General features: G+C 65.1%; 21 protein-coding genes. 2 read left to right on the forward strand and 19 right to left on the reverse strand.

Translation table 11 applies throughout. The features are described 5' to 3' along the window. Window positions 1-152 precede the first annotated feature (152 nt). The 3 genes from NCS03_RS18735 to NCS03_RS18745 all read right to left on the reverse strand — a co-directional run bounded on the left by NCS03_RS18735 (window position 153) and on the right by NCS03_RS18745 (window position 3,004). Window positions 153-1,043, reverse strand: coding sequence for an alpha/beta fold hydrolase (locus NCS03_RS18735; protein WP_008352942.1), 891 nt, complete (start codon window positions 1,041-1,043; stop codon window positions 153-155). A gap of 63 nt (window positions 1,044-1,106) precedes the next feature. Continuing rightward, window positions 1,107-2,231, reverse strand: coding sequence for a succinylglutamate desuccinylase/aspartoacylase family protein (locus tag NCS03_RS18740; RefSeq protein ID WP_250529561.1), 1,125 nt, complete (start codon window positions 2,229-2,231; stop codon window positions 1,107-1,109). 2 nt (window positions 2,232-2,233) lie between these two features. Further along, complete coding sequence (locus NCS03_RS18745) at window positions 2,234-3,004, reverse strand: transporter substrate-binding domain-containing protein (RefSeq protein ID WP_250529562.1); 771 nt, start codon at window positions 3,002-3,004, stop codon at window positions 2,234-2,236. Window positions 3,005-3,118: 114 nt separating this feature from the next. Between NCS03_RS18745 and NCS03_RS18750 the strand changes: the two genes are divergently transcribed. Continuing rightward, window positions 3,119-4,042 carry a LysR family transcriptional regulator gene (locus NCS03_RS18750; protein ID WP_250529563.1) on the forward strand — a complete coding sequence of 308 codons (924 nt, stop codon included), beginning with the start codon at window positions 3,119-3,121 and terminating at the stop codon, window positions 4,040-4,042. Here NCS03_RS18750 and NCS03_RS18755 read toward each other — a convergent pair. The 15 genes from NCS03_RS18755 to NCS03_RS18825 form a co-directional block, all read right to left on the reverse strand. Continuing rightward, a complete protein-coding gene (locus NCS03_RS18755) occupies window positions 4,027-4,530 on the reverse strand; it encodes a DUF6496 domain-containing protein (protein ID WP_008352931.1) in 504 nt (167 codons plus the stop codon). The two genes, NCS03_RS18750 and NCS03_RS18755, sit on opposite strands and share 16 nt — an antisense overlap. Before the next feature lie 72 nt (window positions 4,531-4,602). Next, window positions 4,603-6,414, reverse strand: a complete 1,812-nt coding sequence (locus tag NCS03_RS18760) for a TadE/TadG family type IV pilus assembly protein (RefSeq protein WP_008352929.1) — start codon at window positions 6,412-6,414, stop codon at window positions 4,603-4,605. Continuing rightward, complete coding sequence (locus NCS03_RS18765; protein WP_239294390.1) at window positions 6,390-7,136, reverse strand: TadE/TadG family type IV pilus assembly protein; 747 nt, start codon at window positions 7,134-7,136, stop codon at window positions 6,390-6,392. The genes NCS03_RS18760 and NCS03_RS18765 overlap by 25 nt, the downstream gene beginning before the upstream one ends. Then, the gene (locus NCS03_RS18770) at window positions 7,133-7,627 is read right to left on the reverse strand and encodes a TadE/TadG family type IV pilus assembly protein (RefSeq protein ID WP_008352927.1); all 495 of its coding nucleotides are present in this window, start codon (window positions 7,625-7,627) and stop codon (window positions 7,133-7,135) included. The genes NCS03_RS18765 and NCS03_RS18770 overlap by 4 nt, the downstream gene beginning before the upstream one ends. Next, window positions 7,624-8,499 (reverse strand): tetratricopeptide repeat protein, encoded by an 876-nt coding sequence (locus tag NCS03_RS18775; RefSeq protein ID WP_250529564.1) that lies wholly within the window; start codon window positions 8,497-8,499, stop codon window positions 7,624-7,626. The genes NCS03_RS18770 and NCS03_RS18775 overlap by 4 nt, the downstream gene beginning before the upstream one ends. Then, entirely contained in the window at window positions 8,496-9,461 is a 966-nt protein-coding gene (locus NCS03_RS18780) for a type II secretion system F family protein (RefSeq protein WP_250529565.1), read from the reverse strand. The genes NCS03_RS18775 and NCS03_RS18780 overlap by 4 nt, the downstream gene beginning before the upstream one ends. Beyond that, window positions 9,458-10,432 (reverse strand): type II secretion system F family protein, encoded by a 975-nt coding sequence (locus NCS03_RS18785; protein ID WP_250529566.1) that lies wholly within the window; start codon window positions 10,430-10,432, stop codon window positions 9,458-9,460. The genes NCS03_RS18780 and NCS03_RS18785 overlap by 4 nt, the downstream gene beginning before the upstream one ends. Further along, on the reverse strand, window positions 10,429-11,853 hold the full coding sequence (locus tag NCS03_RS18790) for a TadA family conjugal transfer-associated ATPase (protein ID WP_250529567.1): 1,425 nt from the start codon (window positions 11,851-11,853) through the stop codon (window positions 10,429-10,431). The genes NCS03_RS18785 and NCS03_RS18790 overlap by 4 nt, the downstream gene beginning before the upstream one ends. Next, entirely contained in the window at window positions 11,853-13,073 is a 1,221-nt protein-coding gene (locus NCS03_RS18795) for a CpaE/TadZ family protein (protein WP_008352922.1), read from the reverse strand. Before NCS03_RS18795 ends, NCS03_RS18790 begins: the two co-directional genes overlap by 1 nt. Before the next feature lie 20 nt (window positions 13,074-13,093). Next, entirely contained in the window at window positions 13,094-13,480 is a 387-nt protein-coding gene (locus tag NCS03_RS18800; protein WP_175979509.1) for a CpaD family pilus assembly lipoprotein, read from the reverse strand. Window positions 13,481-13,490: 10 nt separating this feature from the next. Next, window positions 13,491-14,879: a type II and III secretion system protein family protein gene (locus NCS03_RS18805; protein WP_409014183.1), complete on the reverse strand. Its 1,389-nt coding sequence runs from the start codon at window positions 14,877-14,879 to the stop codon at window positions 13,491-13,493. 245 nt (window positions 14,880-15,124) lie between these two features. Continuing rightward, window positions 15,125-16,087, reverse strand: a complete 963-nt coding sequence (cpaB, locus tag NCS03_RS18810; RefSeq protein ID WP_250503089.1) for a Flp pilus assembly protein CpaB — start codon at window positions 16,085-16,087, stop codon at window positions 15,125-15,127. A 12-nt stretch (window positions 16,088-16,099) separates the two neighbouring features. After that, window positions 16,100-16,609, reverse strand: a complete 510-nt coding sequence (locus NCS03_RS18815; protein WP_008352914.1) for an A24 family peptidase — start codon at window positions 16,607-16,609, stop codon at window positions 16,100-16,102. Between the two features lie 32 nt (window positions 16,610-16,641). Further along, the gene (locus NCS03_RS18820) at window positions 16,642-16,827 is read right to left on the reverse strand and encodes a Flp family type IVb pilin (RefSeq protein WP_175979510.1); all 186 of its coding nucleotides are present in this window, start codon (window positions 16,825-16,827) and stop codon (window positions 16,642-16,644) included. 474 nt (window positions 16,828-17,301) lie between these two features. Then, on the reverse strand, window positions 17,302-17,733 hold the full coding sequence (locus NCS03_RS18825; protein ID WP_250458009.1) for a low affinity iron permease family protein: 432 nt from the start codon (window positions 17,731-17,733) through the stop codon (window positions 17,302-17,304). A 54-nt stretch (window positions 17,734-17,787) separates the two neighbouring features. Between NCS03_RS18825 and NCS03_RS18830 the strand changes: the two genes are divergently transcribed. After that, the gene (locus NCS03_RS18830; protein ID WP_008352911.1) at window positions 17,788-18,360 is read left to right on the forward strand and encodes a DNA-3-methyladenine glycosylase; all 573 of its coding nucleotides are present in this window, start codon (window positions 17,788-17,790) and stop codon (window positions 18,358-18,360) included. A 4-nt stretch (window positions 18,361-18,364) separates the two neighbouring features. Here the strand turns inward: NCS03_RS18830 and NCS03_RS18835 are convergent, their stop codons facing one another. Next, entirely contained in the window at window positions 18,365-19,555 is a 1,191-nt protein-coding gene (locus tag NCS03_RS18835) for an ABC transporter substrate-binding protein (RefSeq protein ID WP_008352910.1), read from the reverse strand. Window positions 19,556-19,571: the final 16 nt, after the last annotated feature.

Below are 19,571 nucleotides of genomic sequence, written 5' to 3' on the forward strand. Positions count from 1 at the left end.
GCGGCATCCTCGAAGTGTTCGACGAGGTCGCACGAGTGTTCGGAAGTGCGTGGCCGCCATAGCGATCAGTACTGTACACGCATACAGTGTTTGCCGCCAAACGTGTCGGAAGTGTCCGGTGACACTGCGCAAGGCGCTCGCCTGCTCTGCGATCACTTCAGATGTTCGATGACCGCATCCGCGACGGCATCCGGCGCCTCGCGCAGCGGAAAATGCCCGGCGCCATCGATAACGACGCGCCGATAGCCCGCCGTGAAGTAGCGCGCTTGGCCTTCCGAGCTCGCCGGTTCGTCGCAGGCGTCCGCGCCGCCTTGAATCATCAAGGCCGGTACGCCGATGCGATCGATCGTCGCAAGCCGCGCGTACAGATCGGCGAGCGCCGGATCGGACGGCTGATCGCTCCGCCAGCGCCGGCGATACGCGTTCAGCGTGATCGGCACCCAGTCGGGATTGTCGAATGCGCGCGCCGTCGCCGCGAATTCGGCTTCGTCGAACCAGCCGGGCGGCGACCATGTGTCCCACTGGATGCGCGCGAAGCCTTTGGGATCGGCGGCGACGGCGTCCGGGCCGCCGTCGAGCGACATGAACCATTGGTACCAGAAGCGCCGCGCCTGCGAGAAGTCGGGCAATTCGAAGACGCCGCGCGGCTGATACGCCAGCGCGAGCGCGGCCATGCGGCGCACGCGCTCGGGAAACAGCGTGGCGATCGTGTAGGCGGCGCGCGCGCCCCAGTCGTGGCCGACGACATCGAAGGTGGCGATGCCGAGCGCATCGGCGAGATCGACGGCGTCTCGCGCGAGCGCGACGCCCGAGCCGTCGCGCACGGCGTCGTCGCGCAGGAAACGCGTGCCGCCCGCCCCGCGCAACTCCGGCACGACGGTTCGATAGCCGGCGTCGTTGAGCCGCGCGGCCACGGCATTCCACGCGCGCGCCGCATCCGGCCATCCGTGGATCAGCAGCACGACGGGCGCGTCGGCGGGACCGGAATCGGCGTAAGAGATATCGAGCGTCAGCGTGCGCGCGTGGCGTGCGAAATCCAGCATGGCGAGACTCCTCGAAAGCGAGGAGTCATTCTAGCGAGCAGTGAAAACACGCGCTCGGCGCGCTCACGCCCCGATCAACACCCCGCTCCTGATCGCCTTCTCACCCGTTACGCGTCCCATCGGCGCGCCCGCGTACACGAAGCGGACCGCGCGTCGCATGTAGAACACGCCGTCGTTGGCCGTCGTGACGGTCGTCACCGAGTCGGTGACCGGATCGACGATATCGAACACCGGATCGCCCGCTTGCAGCCGCGCGCCCACTTTCGCGCGATACACGACGATTCCGCTCGCCGGCGCCGTCAGTTGCTGGCTGCCCGCGAGCGGCGTCGCGGCCTGCGCGAGCGGCGGCGCGTCCTTCGCCTCGCCTTCGATCACGCCGCGCGCGATCAGATAATCGACGATGGCCTCCGCATCATGCGACGCCGTGTCGTAATCGACATCGCGCTGGCCGCGATGCTCGATCGTCGCCGCAATGTTCGGCGCGCCGAGCGGCGTTGCATCGCCGAGGCGCTCGCGCAGCTCGTTCCACAAAAGCGCATGAACCTCGTCGAAAGATTGACCGCCCGAATCCGTCGCCAGCAGCACGCCGTTCGCGCCGAGATAGCGCGCGAGCGGCTCGATCGCGGGCCAGCTCGCGGGACTCGTGTAGATGTGCATCGTCGCTTCGAGCGAGCAATGCAGATCGAGCACGACATCCGCTTTCGACGCCAGCCCGAGCAGCGCAAGCCGCAGCGATTCGAACTCGTTCTTCGCGGTCGTTTCGCCGAGCATCTCGACGAGCGCGCCGCGCAGCAGACGCGCGTTGTGCGCGGCATCGCCCGACGATAAGCGCGCGCCCACGCGTTCGATCAGCGCGGCAGCGGACGGCATCGGAAAATCGCGGTTGAAGTTGTGGCCGCTGTTCGCCTCGAAGCGCCCGAGGAATTGCCCGAGCACATGCTGCGACAAGCCGATGGGATTCGCCACCGGCACCAGCACGATTTCGCCGCGCATGCGCCCTTCGGCTTCGAGCGCGGCGAGACGCTGCTTCAAGGCCCACGCGGTGAGCATGGCGGGGGTTTCGTCGGCGTGCAGCGACGCTTGCAGATAAACGCTTTCGCCATTCGCGGCATCGCCGAAATGAAAGCTGGCGAGTTCGCGCGACGTGCCGAGCGTCGTCGACACGAGCGGATGACGTTGAGTGTGCATGTTCAGTCGCCGTAGACGTCGAAATCGAAATACTTGCGCGCGATTCTTTGATACGTGCCGTCCGCGCGCATGTCGCCCACGGCCTTGTCGACCTGGGCCTTCAGCGCCGCATCCTCCTGCCGCAGACCCATGCCGACGCCGTGATCGCCCATCGACAGCGGCTCGCCGACGAACGCGAAGCCCGCGCCGCGCGGCGTCTTCAGAAAGCCGTGCTCCGCTTCGACGGAACCGAGCAGCGCGGCATCGATGCGTCCCGCAGTCAGATCGTTGAGCACGCCGTCCATGCTCTGATACGCGACCACTTCGACGCCGCCCGGCTGCCAGTTCTTCATCGCGTAGGTTTCGAACTGGCTGCCGCTCTGCACGCCGATGCGCTTGCCGCGCAAGCCCTGCGCGCTCGCCGTGAGCGGCGCGCCCTGCTTCGCGATCAGCCGCGAGCGGAACTGGAAGAGCTTGGTGGAGAAAGCCATCTGCTTCATGCGCTTGTCGGTGATCGCCATCGACGACATGATCCCGTCGATCTTGCGGGCCTGCAGCGCGGGAATCATCCCCGAGAACTCGAGTTCGACCCACTGGCAGCGCATCGCGATGCGGCGGCAGATTTCATCGCCGAGATCCACGTCGAAGCCCGCGACGTGGCCATCGGGCGTCTTCACGTCCATCGGCGGATAACCGGGATCGATGCCGAGGCGCAAGGTGTCGGCGTCTTTAGCGTGAACCGGCGCGGCGGCGGCGAGCGCGGCGGCGAGAAAAAGCGTGCTGAGTCTGAGCATGAACGCGGTGCCTCCTGATTATGGCCACCGATGGTACGGGCCCAAAACGCTCGTAAAAAGAGGCGTTTTGCTTATCATGTTCAGTTTTTGAGATCACCGACGGAGACGCCGAACGTGGATCTGACTCTCACGCAGTTGCGCATGTTCGTCGCCGTCGCCGATGCGGGCAGCGTGCGCGCCGCCGCGCGCCGGCTCGACGTTGCGCAAAGCGGCATCACGCAGCAGTTGCAGAAGCTCGAAGCGATCGCGGGCGGGCCGCTCTTCGAACGCGACGTGCGCGGCGCGCGGCTCACGCCGATCGGCGAGCGCTTGCGTGTACGCGCCGACTTGATTCTGGGGGAATGCCGCAAGACGGAAGACGAGATGCGCCAGTTGCGCGGCGAACTGACGGGTCGCGTCGCGCTCGGACTCGCGGCCGAAGCGACGATGCGGCTTTTTCCCGCGCTGCTGGCGAGCTATCGGGAGCGCTGTCCGCGCATCGATGTGCATCTGACGAGCGCGACGTCGCGGATGCTGACTTCGTGGGTACGCGACGGCAGCCTCGATTTCGCGCTCGCGCTCATCGCACCGGGCGCGGACATCCACGACATGGAAACGACGCCGCTCTTCGCTTCCGACGTCGCGGTGATCGCGCGGCGCGGTCATCCGCTCGCACGTTCGCGCGCACTGGCCGACTTGCAGAACGCCGAATGGGTCAGCACACGCCAGCGCGGCGGCGGCGCGCCGGCCAACAAGCTATCGGCGCTCTTCGAGCACGCGAAGCTCGCGCCGCCGCGCATCGCCGCGACGACCGAAGCGGTCTTCGACACGCTGCATTGCCTTGCGTCGAGCGATTATCTCGGGCTCGAACCCGCGAGCCTCGCCGGACATCCGTTCTTTCGCGAGCACGTCGAGATCGTGCCGATCGCCGAACGTGCGGGGAGAACGCCCGTCTGCCTGCTGCGCCGCGCGGGCGTGCCGCTAACGCCCGCCGCGCAGGAACTCGCGACGATGGCCGTGTCGTACGCCCGGATGCTGCCGACTCAACGCGATGCGTGACGCGCATGCGAGCCTTTGGACTTCGCGGCCGCGTTCCTGCGGCGCGTCGCCCAGCCCTTCTTCGCGGCTGCCGAGCGATCCGCCGCCGAGCGCCGGCTCGCGGCTGCATGCGTCTGCCGCGACAGCGACTTGTGCGAAGCGGCCTTGGTGCTTTCGCGCTTGAGCACGCGCGTGGACGTTGCCGAGCGCTTCGCCTTCGACTCCGTGCTCGGGCTCTTCTTCGTCCGATGCGCGGCCTTGGTGTCCTGCGCGGCCTTCTTGCGTGTCGCCTCGGACGCCGTGCCCTTCTTCGGCGGCTTCATCTTCACGCCTGAGCGACGCGCCTCGGACAAACCGATGGCGATGGCCTGCTTCGCCGATTTCGCGCCGTGCTTGCCCTCGCGGACGTGATCGATCTGCTCCTTCACGAATGCGCCGGCTTGCGTGCTCGGGGACTTGCCTTCGCGTTTGGCTTTCGCCGCGCGCTCGAGAGTTTTCTTTTCGGGCATGTCGGACCTCCTTGGTGAAGTGGACTTGCCCTGACGAAGCGAGCAACGTGCGTGCCCGCCTCGCCCGAAACCTTACTGCGTAAGACGCAGCACGCCGAGATTGCCCGCGATCTGCTGGAAGATCTGATTGAGCGTCGTGTTGCTCGGCGCGTGATAGTAGTTGCCGGGGCTCGCGCAGTTCTGCATCGTCGTCTGCGCGCTCACGCTGGCCGTATCCGTTCCGTAAGTGCCGAACGTAATCGAATAGATGATGATGCCGTCCTGCTTCATCGCCGAGCACACCGCGAGCTGGTACGTATTGATGTCGTCGACGGAGCCCATCGAGCCGGGGCCTTTGGGGAACACCGTGCTCGACGTCAGATCCGCGCGGCCCACGCCCGACAATCCGTTGAATGCTTGCGGCGGCATGAAGCCCGTCGATCCGCCCGGATCGTTCTCGCCGTCCGTCAGCACGATGACCACGCGCTGCAAGCCCTGCGTCGTCTCCGGGCGCGGCAAGGACGTGTCGGTCGAAATGAAGCCGTTGCCCGCGCCCGCCACATTGTCCGACCACGACGACTTCAGCATGCGCCAGCCCCACAGGAGACCGGTCGGGATCAGCGTCGAGCCGGCCGCCTTCATGTTGGTGATGGCGGTCGTCAGATCGCTCTGGCTCTTCGTGAGAAAGAGCGCAGGCGCGATGTTGCACGGACCGTTGGTGCCGTAGTTGGTATTGCCGTTCTGATCGTAGGTCGTGGTCGAAGTCGAATTGCTGCTCGAATTGACGTACCACTGGTCGTAAATCGCGGGCGGCGTTGCGCCCGAGTATGTCGTACCGCACGAAGTCGTCACGCTGCCGCTCGTGAGATACGTGAGCGGCGCGCCGACCGTGACGGTCGGATTGCTGTTGATCGTGCAGGTGGTGATCTTGTTCTTCGTCGATTTGGTGTACGTGTAGACCGAGAAGCTGTTCTTCGGCACGTTCCAGAAGAAGGGCCTGAAGTTCGGCGACGACGCCGGCTCGTAGGCCTCCGCGCGCAGGTTGCCGCCCGCGTCGCGCGGCTCGACCGCGCAGCCGCCCCAGCCCGAACCCTTCCAGTTCTTGCTGGCGGTCATCGACATATGCTGGGCGTTGTAGTTGTCGAACAGCGGCGTGATCCACTTGCCGGTGGGCTGCAACGCATTCTTCACGTTGACCATCGTCGTGAACGGCACGAGGCCGACATACGAATCGGTCGTGGACGACTGGAAGATGCTGGTGACGAGATTCTGCGCGGCCGCGCGCAAGCCCGTGATCTTCGTGCCCGCCGTGTAGTCCTTGGTGTTCGCGTAGTCGGACATCGAGCCGGTATTGTCGAGCACCATCACCAGTTCGAGCGTGCTCTTGGGCAGGCGCAGCGCTGCGTTGCTCGCGCTGACGGTCGCCGTGTCGGGATTAGTCTGGTTGTTGCCGCTGTCGGAACCCGTGTCCGTCTTGGCCTTGCCGAAGAAGACCGGCGCGAGCAGCGGCATCGAGCCGGATGCCGAGAGCTTGATGGTCTGCCCCGTCGCGGGCGCGCCCGTCACCGACGCCGAGAAATTCGCGTTGGGCATGTTCAGCGCCAGATAGCCGGACGGCATGTTGACGTCGTAGAACGCGCGCGCGTCGGTCTTCCAGTTGGCAAGATCGGCGGGCTTGGTGGTGTCGTAGTGCGCGAGATCCGCGCCCGCGGAGAGCGTCGCGACGTCGAGCGCCATCTGCATGCGCGCCTGCGTCATTTCGTAGTGGATCGAGTCGATGGCCATGCACATCGAGCCGATCATCATGCTCGCGCAGATCGCGAACATCATCGTGACGGCGCCCTCGTCGCCGCACACCAGATTGCGCGCGCTGCGCGCGCTCAGAGGGCCGTGCTGCTTTCGCATTGCGATGTCGACAAGGTCGAGGATGGGTTCGAGAGCGCCAGCACCTGCCCGTTGCGCGGACGAACGAAGACGCGCTCGTAGATCGTCGTCTCGCCCGGTGCGCTGCGCCAGAACGGCGCGGTCATCGAGAACGGCGTGTAACGGTAGAAGACTTCGATCGCCACCGCCGAATCGCCGTAGCGGAACGGCCAGTTGCTCGGCACGACCTTCGTCGCCGTGACGCTCGACGTCATGCCCGTCGGCTGCCATTTCGGCTTCGCGCTCCACATGATCGCCGGCGTGCCCTTGGTCTGCGCGAGCGTTCCGCCCATCTGCGTGCAATTGCAGTTCACATTCTGGTCGCAGATCGCCGTGATGATGACGCCGCCCTTGCTGTCGAGCGTGTTCGGCTGCGCGAGCGTGACCGCCGCCGCCCAGATCGACGTGAGGCTGTTCGCGTTGGTCGCGTTGTTCTTGTCCGACGTGTCGTCGATGACGTTGCTCATCTGGCCGATCGAATCCGCGAGCGTGAACGCCGTATGCTCGACGAGACTCACGGCGCGCATGTACAGATACAGCTCGGTGAAGCCGAGCAGGATCAGCAGCATCACGGGCACGACGATCACGAATTCGATCGTCACGGCGCCGCGCTCCGAGCGCATGAGCCGTTTCGACACCGAGCGCGCGCGTCGCGTGACGGCCGCCGCGAACAGGGATCGCATCGTTGCGCTGACGGGCTTCATTTTTCGTTCTGCACGAGATAGTTGCGTTGGAAGGTCATCGAGTTGATGCCGAAGAGCTTCGGAATGCCCGAGAAGGTCGGCATCGTCACCGTGATCTGGTAGAGCACGACATCGCCGAAGCCGCCCATCGTGTCCTCGTAGTTGCCTGCGGAAATATCGTTGTACGAGTCGTACGCGTAGGTCTTGATATCGACGGTGCCGTTGATGTTCTTCCAGCCGCCGAGAATGTTGTTGACGATGCGCGCCGCCTCCTGGCTGCGCGTGCCGCTCGACGGATCGGTCGTCGTGAGCCCCGCGCGCGAGGCCTGCTGCGCCGCGTATTGCACGGAGGCGTCGACGATCATGTCGAGCGCGACTTCGACCGTGCCGAGAATCAGGATGAACAGCACCGGCGCGACGATCGCGAACTCGATCGCCGATACGCCGCGCTCGTCGCGCGCGATGCGCTTCCAGAAGCGGCGGTTTCCGAGCGACCGCGCGCGCAAGATCATTTCACGCTCGCCGTCTGGACCTTGGGCGTCGCGATCGCGGAGACGGCGACGCTCTTCGACGGCTGCGCGCTCGTCTGTCCGTCGCGCTCGCGCTGCAGTTCGTAGTAACGCAGGTTGTCGCGCACCGACGCCTTCGGCAGATCGCGCGACAGGATCGCGGCGGCGGCTTCATCGTTGCCGAGCAGGCCGTACGCGAGCGCGAGATTCTGGCGCGCTTGCGGCGGCGCGGCGGGAAAGCGCGTCACGTCGAGCAGCACGTTCGCGCCCTGACGCGGATCGCCCGACAGCGTGAGCGAAAGACCGAGATTCAGCGACAGCATCGGATCGCCCGGATTCGCGATCAGCGCTTCGCGCAGCAGCGCTTGCGCGTGCGCGTGATCGCCGGAGAGATCGAGCGCCGCGCCGAGGCCCGCGCAGGCGAGCGGATCGTTCGGCGTGATCGCGAGCACGCGATGATACGTCGCGATGGCGTCGGCGAAACGTCGTTGATGAATCGCCACGCGCGCGATGCCGATGAGCGGCGGCGTCGCCTTCGGATCGATCTGGCTCGCGCGCTGATAGTAGACGCCCGCGCGCGTGAAATCGCCGACGCCGTACAGCGTGTTGCCGAGACCCGTCAGGCCGGGCACGGACTTCGGATCGGCCTGCACGATCTTTTCGTACAGCGAAGTCGCGAGCTCGAAGTTGTTCGATTCGAGCGCCGTGTCGGCGATGCGCAGTTCGCTCATCGTGCTCGGCGCGGAGTTGCGCAGCACGGGGCGCGTTTCGGTCACCTGGCGCACGGTGGTCGTGCAGCCGGTGGCGGCCAGCATGAGTGCGAGCATGGAGGCGAGTGCCGCGATACGCGCGGTGCGTTGGATGGATGGCTTCATTTATTTCCCGCGATGAACGCAAGCAACTGAATGACGGCAGGGCCCGCCGCGATCGAGATGATGGCGGGCAGAATGAACAGCATCATCGGCACGACCATCTTCGGCGCGAGCTTCGCGGCCTTCTCTTCGAGCGAGACGATATGCGCGAGACGCTCGGTGCGCGACAGCGTGCGCAGCGCCTGCGTGATGGGCGTGCCGTAGCGCATCGACTGCGTGAGCGTCGAGATGAGCGCGCGAATCGACGGCAGATCGATGCGCTCGGCGAGATTGTTGAGCGCGCGCGCGCTGTCGCCGGATAGCTTGAGCTCGTCGGCGGCGAGCGCGAATTCGTCGGAGAGCGGCGGGCAGATCGTCTTCAGCTCGTTGGCCACGCGCCGGATCGACACGCCCAGGCTGTTGCCCGCGTTCGTGCAAATGACGAGCAGATCGAGCGCATCGGGCAGGCAGCCGGCCATCATCTTGCGGCGGCGCGACGCCCGGAACGCGACCACGTACTCCGGCAGGATCATGCCGACGATGAACACCATCAGCATCGCGATGCCGCGTGCGGCCGGATACGCGCCGACCATCGGAATGCGCGAGCCGAGCATCACGGTGGCCGCCGCGCAGGCGAGCCCGCAGAAGAATTTCACCGCGAGCAGGATCGACACCGCGAGGTTGCTGCGATAGCCGCTGCGCACCATTTCCTTCTGCAGCTTGAGCCGATATTTCGCATCGAAGAACGGGATCTTGTCGCCGATGCGCGCGAGCCGGCGCATCACGCGCTCGCCGCGCGTCATCGTATCGCCGTCGTCGTCCGTCGCGACGTTGTCCGAGCGGTGCGTGGCCGCGGCCATGCGCGCGCGCTCCGCGATGCGCCCGCGCGTGCCGCCGTGCTTGGTCATCCACCAGATGGCGAGCGCGGCGAACAGGCCGAACAGCATCAGCAGATTGATGAGCGTTTCGAACTGGTTCTGGTTCATCGCGAGGTATCGAGTTTCGACATCTTGCCGATCACGATCAGGCCCACGACGATGGAAATCACGCCGAACGTGAGCACGTTGTTACCCGAATCGGTGTTGAACAGCACCATCAGATAGTCGCGGTTGAGCGCATACATCGATCCCATGATGACAACCGGAATCGCCGCGAGAATCTTCGTCGTGATGCGCGCCTCGCCCGTCAGCGCCTTGGTTTTCTGGCGAATCTCGCGGCGCGTGCGAACGATGCCCGACAGGTTTTCCAATGTCTCGCCGAGCTGGCCGCCGGTTTCGCGCTGCAGCAGCAGACATACGCAGAAGAACGAAAAATCCGCGATCTCGATGCGCCGCATCGCCACCGCGAGCACTTCTTCCAGCTCGAGGCCGACCTGCAGCGAGTCGGCCATCAATTGGAACTCGCTCTTGAGCGGCTCGCGGCATTCGCTCGCCGCGCTGCCGATCACCTGCGTCACGGGCACGCCCGCACGCACCGCGCGCACGATCATGTCGATGACATCGGGGAAGCCGTCGAGAAAGCGCTTGCGAAAACGCTCGACGAGAAAGCGGTACGACTGCGTCAGCGCGAGCGCCGGCAGGCCGATCGACACGAGCGGCGGCAGAAAATCCGGCATCGGCGCGAAACGGTTGACGATGACGGCGACGAGCTCGCCCGCGAGCGTCGCGACGATCACGATACGAAGGCCGTTCGCGCCCGCGACCGTGCGCAGGCGCGCGAGGCGCGGCCCGGTCCAGCGCGTGAAAGCGTTCTCGTGGCGATTGACGTGGAAGATGTCGAGATCGTGCTTGCTGGCCTTCGCCACGTTCGCGCCGCGCCCGGCGAACGATGTCTGCATGCGTTGGCGGATGCGCGACGGCGGCTGATTGTTGCGCATGTCCTGCACGATGACGACCATCACGCCGAGCAGCATCACGCAGACGAACGAAGCGACGGTGATGAGATTGACGAGGTTCATGGCTTCATCGCTTCCAGAAGCGCATCTTCGAGGCCGTAGTACGCGGCGCGCTGCGCGAAGGCCGGACGCACGGCGGAGGTTTCGAAGACGCCCTTCACTTCTTCGCTGTAGGCGCTCGCGTCGTAGCGGAACGTGAACAGATCCTGCGTGATGATGACGTCGCCTTCCATGCCGACGAGCTCGGTGATGCGCGTCACGCGCCGCATGCCGTCGCGCATGCGCTCGATCTGCACGATGAAATGCACGGCGCTCGCAATCTGCCGGCGGATCGACAAGAGCGGCAGGTTGCCGTTCGCCATCATCACCATCGATTCGAGACGCGTGATGCCGTCGCGCGGCGTGTTCGCGTGGATCGTGGTCATCGAACCGTCGTGGCCGGTGTTCATCGCCTGCAGCACGTCGAACGCTTCGGGGCCGCGCGTTTCGCCGAGGATGATGCGGTCCGGGCGCATCCGCAGCGCATTGCGCACGAGATCGCGCTGCGTCACGGCGCCGAGACCTTCGGCATTCTCCGGCCGCGTCTCCAGACTCACGACGTGCGGCTGCACGAGTTGCAGTTCGGCCGCATCCTCGATCGTCACCGTGCGCTCGCCGTGGCCGATGAAATGAGACAGCGCGTTGAGCAGCGTCGTCTTGCCCGACCCGGTGCCGCCCGACACGATGATGTTGAGGCGGCATGTGCTCGCGAGCTTGAGCACGGTCGCCATTTGCGCGGACAGGTTGCCCTGCGTCGCCATGCGATGCAGCGTGATGTTGCGCTTCGAGAACTTGCGGATGGAGATCGACGCGCCGTGGATCGCGAGCGGCGGCAGCACGACGTTTACCCGGCTGCCGTCGGCGAGACGCGCATCGACCATCGGACTGCTTTCGTCGACACGACGTCCGACGCCCGCCGCGATGCGCTGCGCGACGTTGACGACGTGCGCGTTGTCGCGGAACTTGCAGTTGGTCAGTTCGAGCCGGCCGTGCCGCTCGACCCAGACCTGATCGGGACCGTTGACGAGCACGTCGGTGATGGTTTCATCGGCGAGCAAGGGTTCGATCGGGCCGAGACCGAACATGTCGTTCAGCAGCTCGCCGACGATCTGCACCTGCTCCGCGATCGTGACGTTCAGGCGCTCGCGCTCCGCGACATCGAGCACCAGCGTTTCGACCGCAGGCTTCATCTGCTCGCGCGTCTTGCCGACGGCCGCCGACGGATTCATCGCCGCGAAGACGCCCGCGCGGATCGTCTTGAAGAGATCGGAGCGCACGAGCGCTTCGTTGCCGTCCGGCTGCTGCGAGCGCACGGGCGCAGGCGCGGGCGCGGCGGCCTGCTTCTCGACGAGCGAAAGCGGCGGCGCCTCACCTTGCGGCTGTCCGTTCGCGCCGTCGCGGGAATCGGACGGCGGCTCCGCGCGCACCTGCTTTTGCCCGAACATCACGCCCTCCGGAGCTTGAACTTGCTCAGGAACGAGCGCTCGACCGTCGCGTGCTGGCCGGTGAGGTCATTGGCGATGCGCGCGATAGTCTGCGTGAAGCCGTTCTGCGCGCGCTCGACCGGCGCTTCGCCAAGGTTCTCGGCGGTCGCGAGCGCTTTCGGCTCGAACTGCACTTCGTGCAGCACGGTGCGGCCGATCGCCGTCATGAAATCCGTTTGCTGCACCTTCCCTGCGGCCGCCGCGTTCGGATTGTTGAGCACCACGGAAGTCGGCGGATTGTTGTCGCGATCCTCGATGTAGCGCAGCATGCGGATCGTCTCGCGCGTCGCATGCACCGAGCGGTCCGCGACGAGATACACGCGCGACGCGTGATCGAAGGCTTCGGCAGCGAGCGGGCCGTTCGGATCGCCGATATCGAGAATCACGTAGTGGAAGCTGTCGCACAGAAGCTCGACGACGCGGCGCAGCGCGCCCGGCTCGAACTGCTTCGTCGTGCCGTAGTCGATATCCGCCGACAGGATGAAGAGGCGGCTGCCGTTCGAGACCAGCGTGCGTTCGACATATTGCGGATCGAGACGATGCACGTTCTGCAGCACGTCGACGAGGCCGTTGTTGCTCTGCGTGCCGAGCATGCTGTTGGCGGCGCCGCCGCACATCTTCAGGTCCACGTACGCCACGCGGCGATGCGTGTCCTCGGCGAGATAACGCGCGAGATTGAGCGCGAGCGTCGTCACGCCGACGCCGCCGCGCGCGCCCGCGAACGCGATGGTCTTGCCGGCGCGCGCGAGCGTCACCGGGCTCACCTTGCCCTCGGAGACGTTGACGGTGCGCTTGAGCAGCTCGACCGTCAGCGGCTTGACGAGATAGTCGCGCACGCCGATCTTGAGCAGGCTGCGGAACAGGCCGACGTCGTTGCGCTCCCCGATCGCGACCACCTGCACCGAGGGCTCGCACACTTCCGCGAGACGGCCGAGGTCGGAGAGCGGCATCACCGATCCTTCCAGATCGACGAGCAGAAAGAGCGGCGATCGCTCGATCTTCGACAGATGCGCGATGGCGTCGTCCACGTTGCCGACGGCGATGTGAACGTGCGGCATCGCCTGTTCGAGCACGAAGCTCTTCAGGACCTGCTCGGTCTTGCGGTCCGCCACGAACGCGATGAAGTCGGCGATCCGGACGCCCTGCTTGCCTTTGAAGAAGCTGATCTCGGTGGTGCTCATGTTCTCGGTCCGTGAAGGCGCTAGTTCGAATCGCGCGTCGACGACTTGTCGAGCTGGAGGACGTGGCCGGTTTCGTAGCGGCGCATCGCGCTGGCGGCGGTCGCGCCGTCGGCGGGGCCGAGCGGCTGCGGCGCGACGATATCGGCCGGATGCGCGAGCTGCGCCGCGAGATTCGTGTAGGTCGCGCAGCCCCATTGCATCGACGGGCGCTGCCTGCCGGCATCGGAGAGAACGGGCGGGCGCGAGAGCGCCGCGCAATCGGGCGGCACGGCGCCGGTGCCGTCATAGCCGATCACCGATTCGTTGGGCATGTTGCGCGGCGGGTGGAAACACCCGGACAGGCCGCACGCGAGCGCGAGCAGCACGGCGAGGGTCGAGACGCGGGTCGGGCGAAGTGCGAGTTTCATGGCTGGGCGCTCAGTAGACGTAGCCCGCCGCGCCGACGAGACGCGGTTCGGATGCGGACGGCTGCGCGCCCGCCTTGCGCTGGAAGCTGTATTCGACGTCGCTCGAAGGCGAGATCAGCGAATCGAGCGGCGAACGCAGCTTCGCGGGATCGGTCGGCTCGACGAGATACGGCGTCACCATGATGACCAGCTCGGTCTTGTTGTTCTGGTAATTCGACGACGAGAACAGCTTGCCGAGCACCGGAATCGAGCCGATGCCGGGAATCTGCGAAACGATGTCGGTGGTATTGCTCTGCAACAGCCCGCCGATCGCGAAGCTCTGGCCGCTCGCCAGCTCGACGGTCGTATCGGCGCGGCGCACCGAGAGGCCCGGCACGGTCACGCCGCCGGTCGTCACGCTCGCGGTCGAATCGATCTGGCTCACTTCCGGGCGCACCTTCAGGCTGATGCGGCGTTCGTTGAGCACGGTCGGCGTGAAGTCGAGCTTGACGCCGAACTGCTTGAATTCGACCGAGATCGCGCCGTTGGTCTGCGAGACGGGAATCGGAAACTCGCCGCCCGCGAGGAAGCTCGCCGTCTGGCCGGACATCGCGACGAGATTCGGCTCGGCGAGCACGGTGAGCAGGCCTTCCTGATTCAGTGCGTCGATGAGCGCGCGAATGTCCGTATTGCCCGCCTTGAAGCCCGCGAGAACGGAGAACGCGTTGTTGGACGGCAGGTTGATCGGATACACGACGCCGCCGTTCGAACCGACGATCGGCTGGCTCAGATTCTGGATCGCGCGGCCCGCGAAGAGCCCGCCGAGCCAGTTGCCCGAATTGCCGAGCGCCTGCCAGTTGATGCCGAGCTGCTGCGTCACGTTGCGGTCCACTTCCGTGATGCGCACGCGCAACTGCACCTGCAGCGGACGGTCCACCGTCAGGCGGTTGATGAGCACTTCCTTGTCGGCGAGAAACGGCGTCAGCGCCTGCACGATCGCATCGGCATCGCTGGAAGTCGGCACCTGGCCGGAGACGAGCAGCGAGCCCTGGCCCGAGCTCGTCTGCAGGTTCAGGTTCGGAAAGCGCGCGGCGAGCATGTTGCGCACCGAGAGCATGTCGCGCGCGACGACCACGGTGCGCTGAAGCAGCGTCTTGTTGCCCGGCCCGAGCACATACAAGGTCGTCGTGCCGTTCTTCTTGCCGAGCACGAACACGGTCTTGGGCGAAGGCACATGCACGTCCGCGATCGACGGGTCGGCCACGAACACCGAAGTCGCATCCTCGGGCAGGCGCAGCATCGTGCCCTTGCCCGCGTCGAGCGTAAGCGGGCCGAGCGTGACGGCGGCGTCCGCCGGCGCGGCGAGCGCGGTCCGCGCAGGCGCCCCGGCGCGCACGCGAGTCTGCTGCGCGAGCTGCATGGCGGGCGCCGCGTCATCGCCCGGCTTCGTGGACATGACCGGCTGCGCCGCCGCTACGGACCCCGCCAGCAGCGCGCCGGCGCACGCGAGCGCGATTCGTGCGTTCCGCACGGTTCGCGCGCTCCGTCTTTCGATGCTGCTGAAGTCCAACTGCGTTCTCATGAGATTCGATCCTGGCACTGTGCTGCCGTGACTTGATGCTGCTGCTCCGTATCGGCGCCGCGTTCGGCCGCGGCGGACGATGCTCATCGGGCCGGCACGCTCGGAATCGGCGGCGCGGCGTCCGACGATCCGCCGACCTGCGCGACCGTCGCACCGGCTTCGCCCTTCTCCGATCCGCGATAGATCGTGACCGGACGCGCGGGCGCCGCCACGCGAACCGGCGCGCTGACCTGCGTCTGGCGCGAGCGCGGCAGATCCCGCACGGCGCGCGAGATGTCGCCGGCCCAGATCGGCGCGTGCTGCGCGGACGATGCAGGCGCCGCCGCAGTCGCCGATGCGTTCGGATCGCGCTTGTCGGTCGCGAAGCTGCGCAGCGCGAGCGAAAGGGAACCGAGGCGCGCCGCCACGGCGACGACCTCACCCATGCGCGGCGTCACTTCGAGCGTCACGGTGCGGGCGCGCGCGATGGGCTCGCTGCTGTCGCCGTTGTTCTTGGGCCGCTTGATCTCCGAGCCGACGGCCAGCACGCGTACGTGCTCGACCACGGTTTCGCTCGATACGGCCATGTCCGGCGAATCGGTGCGGCGCTCCATTTGCTGCGTCAGCAACAGATCGACGTAATCGCCCGGCTGAATCAGACCTGCGTTGCCGGAGACGTCATCGACCGCGACGGACACGGCGCGCATGTCGGGCTTGAGCGTCGCGGCGAGAAAGCCGGGTGCGTTCGGCAAAAAAACATCGGCCGCGGTCAGCACCGCGCCGCTCGCGGCCGGATGGCGCAGCAGCGCGCCCTTGAGGTCGGGCGCGTTCTGCGCGCCCGAAATGATCGCGTTGGGCGGAATCTGGTTGGCGGGCATCGCCTTCCACGCGAGGTCTTCGTCGCGCAGAAGCAGGCCTTGGGGCAGATCGGCGGCGCTCACCTGCACCTTCTCGGTCGTCACGGGCTGATTGGGCGGGCGCGAAGCGCTCGCGACCACGACGCGCACGATGAGCGCGATGAGCAGCGCGCCGATCAGAAGCATGGCGAACTTGATGATGTTGGACATGAGCGCGCCGTCCTATCGGATCGCAAAGAAAGGCATGAGCGCCGGCAGCACGATCACGAGACCGCCGCCGAGCGCGAGGGCCACGCCGTACGGAACGCCGCGCGCGCCGGAGAACATCGCGAGCGCTTTCATGGGCATGAACCGTTGCACGGGGTCCATGTGGCGCGTCGCGAGGCTGATGAGGGACACGACGGTCCCGATTACGGAAATCAGGGTTAAGGCGGGCAAGGACAAAGCGAGTCCGGCCCAGAGAAAAATCACGGAGGCGAGTTTCGCATCGCCTCCGCCCAGCATTTTCGCCGCGAACAGCACGGCGCAGACCAGGAATACGCCAATCGCGAGCAGCAGATGCACGATGACATCGTCGACCGGCATGCGGCGCGCCAGCGCGTCGGCAAAGAAGAGCGCCCCGACGACCAGCACGATTTTGGTCGGCAGGCGTCGGGAGCGCACGTCGATGACCGCGAGCCAGAGCAGCACGCAGAGCACGATCAGGCGGATGGCAAGAGACAAGAGCTGCACGTTGGTCTCGTTGTTGTGTGGGCCGGCGCTTGTTAGTTCGCGCTGCTTTGTGCCGTCGTGACCTTGTCGAACAGGGTCGAGAACATCGTTCCGACACTGGTGCTGAACGTGCTCGCCATCGCGCCGAGCGCCAGCACGACGATGCCGGCCAGGACTGCATACTCCATCGCGCTGACGCCGCGCTCGTCGCGCACGAATGCCTTCATCAGTTTGCGCATTTTTCTTTCCTTCAAGGGTTTAGGTAGGTGTGGACCCGGCAAAAGGAATACCGGGCAGGACCCATCCTAGCCATTTTGGGAAGGAATAACTTCGCGAATTAAAGCCTGAAATGGCCTCTTTCCGAGGTTTAGAAAAACGATGCGCGCGCCCTTTGTCGGCAACAATCCGAAATACTTTAGAGAGTGGATTTTTTCTTTTTTTATTTTTAACCAATCGACAAGACGGGCGCCCTATCGTTTTAAGCAGATCCCGCAAACTTTAGAGAAACCGCTTACTGATGTCTGGCGAAATGCGCTCGTAAGAAACGGCTCGACAAAACCTGAGCGATTCCGGAGCCAGGCGCGCGGCGCAGCGCTGAGCGCGCCGCCGCGAAACCGAAAGATTACCTTTTATTACCTGCTTTTGTCACGCAGTTTGCGCAACTCGCAAGATTATTATCCAGGGCCGCTCTTTCATGCCTTTCCATGCAAGCTTTATCCATCGCGCTTCTCGTCTTGTGGAAAAGAAGGCATGTCGATATCGCTGCTTGCCGAGCGGAAATTATCGCGCGCTTCTTGCGCGAGCTTTTCATAACGCTTGCGAAAAACCGTGAGTTCCCTTTCATCGAGCTCTTCGAGATCGAGCAGCGCGTTATGCGCCTTGTCGATTGCGCGAATCAGTTCGTCGAGCTTGATCTGCATCGCTGCGGTGTCGCGGTTCTGCGTGTTCTGGATCAAGAACACCATCAGGAAAGTGACGATCGTCGTCGACGTATTGATGACGAGCTGCCATGTATCGCTGAAGTGAAAGAGCGGTCCCGAGACGGCCCAGACGATCACGAGCACCACGGCGATGACGAAGGTCGATGCGCGGCCCGCTAATTGCGCGAGCGCATTCGAGAACCTGAGAAACCACGAAGTCTTCATTCGGCGTCTCCTGAGCTTGAGGATCTGCTACGGGGCGCGGCTAGAATACCGCTTGTGAACACGAAGCCCAAACCCATCGATTTCTACGCGCCGTCCGAGATCGTCGCGCAACGCCTGATCGGCGCGATCGTGACCGTCGACGGTATCGGCGGCCGCATCGTCGAAACGGAAGCGTACGACCGCGAAGATCCGGCCTCGCATAGCTTCTCCGGTCCGACGCCGCGCAATGCAGCCATGTTCGGGCCGCCCGCGCATGTCTATGTCTATCGCTCTTATGGCATTCACTGGTGCATGAATTTCGTGTGCCGCGAAGCCGGCCATGGCGCGGGCGTGCTGATTCGCGCGATCGAACCGCTCGTCGGCATCGATGAAATGCGCGAGCGGCGCGGCCTTGCGCCGATCAAACTGCTGTGCTCGGGACCGGGCCGCGTCGCGCAGGCGCTCGGCATCACGCACAAGAACAATGGCATGTCGCTGCTCGAAGCGCCGTTTCATATCGAGCCGCCCGAGGAAGAATGCGCGATCGTTCAAGGACCGCGCATCGGCATCAGCAAGGCGATGGACGTGCCGTGGCGTTTCGGGCTTGCCGGTTCGAAATTCGTCAGCAAGCCCTTTCCGAAGGATTGACGCTTCAGTCAGCCGGACGCAGCTTCTTCACTTCATCGTCCGATGGCTGCACGCTCGCGCCATCGACATAACGGAAGGACGTCATCACGCCCTTGCCGTCTTTCAGCCCGGTTACGCCGACATACGCGCCCATCGTCGATTGATTGTCCTCCTTGCGATACGTGATCGGACCGAACGGCGTATCGACAGGCAAGCCCTTGAATGCGGCCGCGAGCTTGTCGGCGTCGGGCGAGCCCGCTTTCTTCAGGCCGTTCGCAATCGACATCATCGCCGTATAGCCGACGACCGATCCGAGGCGCGGATAGTCGTGATACTTCGCCTCGTAAGCGGCGACGAACTTCTTGTTCGCCGGCGTATCGATCGAATACCACGGATAACCCGTCACGATCCAGCCGACCGGCGCTTCCTTGCCGAGCGGATCGAGATAATCCGGCTCGCCCGTCAAAAGCGATACGACCGCGCGATTCTTGAACAGGCCGCGCGTATTGCCTTCACGCACGAACTTGCCGAGGTCCGCGCTGAAGAGCACGTTGAAGATGCCGTCGGGCTTTGCATCGGCGAGCGCTTGCGTGACCGCGCCGGCATCGATGTTGCCGAGCGGCGTCGCCTGCTCCGCGACGAACTCGACATCCGGCTGCGCGGCCTTCAGCAAGCGCTTGAACGTGGCCACCGCCGATTGCCCGTACTCGTAGTTCGGATAGACGAGCGCCCAGCGCTTCTTGCCGAGTTTCGCGGCTTCGGGCACGAGCATCGCGACCTGCATGTAAGTCGAAGGACGCAGCCGATATGTGTACTTGTTGCCGTCCTGCCAGACGATCTTGTCGGTGAGCGGCTCGGCTGCGAGGAAGAAGATGCGCCGTTGCTTGGCGAAGTCCGCGAGCGCGAGACCCGTATTCGACAGATAACCGCCGAACAGCAATTTCACCTGCTCGCGCGCGACGAGCTCTTGCGCGACGCGCACCGTATCGCCGGGATTGCCGTTGTCGTCGCGCGAGACGACTTCGAGCTTGTTGCCGTTGATGCCGCCCGCCGCGTTGATCTCGTCGAGCGCGAGATTCCAGCCGTTCTTGTACGGCATGAGAAACGCGGGCTGCGCCTTATAGCTATTGATCTCGCCGATCTTGATGGTGTCGGCGTGCGCGGCGAACGCCATGCCCGCTGCGATGGCCGCGATAGTGAAGCGCATTGGCGCCATTGAATCTTCTCCTCTC

It is taken from the genome of Caballeronia sp. ATUFL_F1_KS4A, from assembly GCF_023630905.1.
In the GTDB taxonomy this organism is placed as follows: Bacteria; Pseudomonadota; Gammaproteobacteria; order Burkholderiales; family Burkholderiaceae; genus Caballeronia; species Caballeronia zhejiangensis.

Coding starts and splice junctions, on each gene's coding strand:
- NCS03_RS18765 (WP_239294390.1), bottom strand. CDS start 7,136: ATGAAGCCCGTCAGCGCAACGATGCGATCCCTGTTCGCGGCGGCCGTC.
- cpaB (WP_250503089.1), bottom strand. CDS start 16,087: ATGTCCAACATCATCAAGTTCGCCATGCTTCTGATCGGCGCGCTGCTC.
- NCS03_RS18825 (WP_250458009.1), bottom strand. CDS start 17,733: ATGAAGACTTCGTGGTTTCTCAGGTTCTCGAATGCGCTCGCGCAATTA.
- NCS03_RS18745 (WP_250529562.1), bottom strand. CDS start 3,004: ATGCTCAGACTCAGCACGCTTTTTCTCGCCGCCGCGCTCGCCGCCGCC.
- NCS03_RS18805 (WP_409014183.1), bottom strand. CDS start 14,879: ATGCAGCTCGCGCAGCAGACTCGCGTGCGCGCCGGGGCGCCTGCGCGG.
- NCS03_RS18755 (WP_008352931.1), bottom strand. CDS start 4,530: ATGCCCGAAAAGAAAACTCTCGAGCGCGCGGCGAAAGCCAAACGCGAA.
- NCS03_RS18790 (WP_250529567.1), bottom strand. CDS start 11,853: ATGTTCGGGCAAAAGCAGGTGCGCGCGGAGCCGCCGTCCGATTCCCGC.
- NCS03_RS18800 (WP_175979509.1), bottom strand. CDS start 13,480: ATGAAACTCGCACTTCGCCCGACCCGCGTCTCGACCCTCGCCGTGCTG.
- NCS03_RS18785 (WP_250529566.1), bottom strand. CDS start 10,432: ATGAACCTCGTCAATCTCATCACCGTCGCTTCGTTCGTCTGCGTGATG.
- NCS03_RS18775 (WP_250529564.1), bottom strand. CDS start 8,499: ATGAAGCCATCCATCCAACGCACCGCGCGTATCGCGGCACTCGCCTCC.
- NCS03_RS18740 (WP_250529561.1), bottom strand. CDS start 2,231: ATGCACACTCAACGTCATCCGCTCGTGTCGACGACGCTCGGCACGTCG.
- NCS03_RS18795 (WP_008352922.1), bottom strand. CDS start 13,073: ATGAGCACCACCGAGATCAGCTTCTTCAAAGGCAAGCAGGGCGTCCGG.
- NCS03_RS18760 (WP_008352929.1), bottom strand. CDS start 6,414: ATGCGAAAGCAGCACGGCCCTCTGAGCGCGCGCAGCGCGCGCAATCTG.
- NCS03_RS18820 (WP_175979510.1), bottom strand. CDS start 16,827: ATGCGCAAACTGATGAAGGCATTCGTGCGCGACGAGCGCGGCGTCAGC.
- NCS03_RS18735 (WP_008352942.1), bottom strand. CDS start 1,043: ATGCTGGATTTCGCACGCCACGCGCGCACGCTGACGCTCGATATCTCT.
- NCS03_RS18770 (WP_008352927.1), bottom strand. CDS start 7,627: ATGATCTTGCGCGCGCGGTCGCTCGGAAACCGCCGCTTCTGGAAGCGC.
- NCS03_RS18835 (WP_008352910.1), bottom strand. CDS start 19,555: ATGGCGCCAATGCGCTTCACTATCGCGGCCATCGCAGCGGGCATGGCG.
- NCS03_RS18780 (WP_250529565.1), bottom strand. CDS start 9,461: ATGAACCAGAACCAGTTCGAAACGCTCATCAATCTGCTGATGCTGTTC.